The sequence below is a fragment of the Kitasatospora kazusensis genome (assembly GCF_039529945.1).
Taxonomy (GTDB): domain Bacteria; phylum Actinomycetota; class Actinomycetes; order Streptomycetales; family Streptomycetaceae; genus Kitasatospora; species Kitasatospora kazusensis.
Genome location: NZ_BAAANT010000138.1, coordinates 1 through 814 on the forward strand (window position 1 = coordinate 1; position 814 = coordinate 814).

The 814-nt window shown below is 72.1% G+C and carries 1 protein-coding gene and 2 pseudogenes; all 3 read right to left on the reverse strand.

Annotated features, from left to right (window positions below; all coding sequences use genetic code 11):
- Positions 1–127, reverse strand: a pseudogene (locus ABD330_RS32350) (ATP-binding protein); the annotation flags it as partial.
- Positions 108–560: a DUF742 domain-containing protein gene (locus ABD330_RS32355; RefSeq protein ID WP_344469889.1), complete on the reverse strand. Its 453-nt coding sequence runs from the start codon at positions 558–560 to the stop codon at positions 108–110. The gene ABD330_RS32355 and the pseudogene ABD330_RS32350, both read right to left, overlap by 20 nt.
- Positions 561–718: 158 nt before the next feature.
- Positions 719–814: pseudogene (locus ABD330_RS32360) on the reverse strand (roadblock/LC7 domain-containing protein); the annotation flags it as partial.

The window sequence follows — 814 nt, forward strand, 5'->3', positions numbered from 1 at the left end:
GGTTGATCTCGGAGACCGCGCCGACGAGGGTGGTCTTGCCGACGCCGAAGCCGCCTGCGACGACGATCTTCGCGGAGGTGGTGGCGCGGCTCGGGGCCGCGGCAGCGTTAGAGCTTGCGAAGTCCACTGAGGACCCTTTCGAGCAGCGTGACGTCAGGCGTTCCGCCCGACTCGCCCGCAGCGGCGGGCTGGTGGATGGCGACGAGACCGGCCTCGGCCAGGTCGGCGACGAGAATGCGGGCGACCCCGAGCGGCACCCCGGCGAGTGCGGAGATCTCCGCGACGGACTTGACCTCGCGGCAGAGCGACACGATCCGCTGGTGCTCCGGCAGCAGCCCGGTGCTGCGGTCGGCCGACCCCGTGGTCGAGATCAGCGCCTCGATCGCCAGCTGGTAGCGGGGCCGGGTCCGGCCGCCGGTCATCGCGTACGGACGGACCAGCGGCTGCTGCTCGTAGTCGTTGGACTGCTGGCCGCCGTAGCCGCCACCGGCCTGCTGGCCGCCGTAGCCACTGCCGTACCCACTGCCGTACGAACCGGCGGGTGTCGGGGGCGGGGTCATTGGTCCTCCTTGCGCTGCAGGCCGTCCGCAGCAGGTTCCAGCTGGGGGAGTGCCAGCTGAGGCGGTGTCAGCCGTCCGGGGACGACTGGGGACGGGGCGCCGGGCTTGGTCGGATCAGCCCGGCGCGTCGGGGATGCCTGGGAAACGCCGCATCGGGGTCAGTGCAGCAGGCTGCCCTGGAGTTCCGCGCGAAGTGCGGGGGTGAGGACGGCGCCTGCGCGGTCGACGAGCAGGGCCATTTCGTATCCGACGAG

Coding starts and splice junctions, on each gene's coding strand:
- ABD330_RS32355 (WP_344469889.1), bottom strand. CDS start 560: ATGACCCCGCCCCCGACACCCGCCGGTTCGTACGGCAGTGGGTACGGC.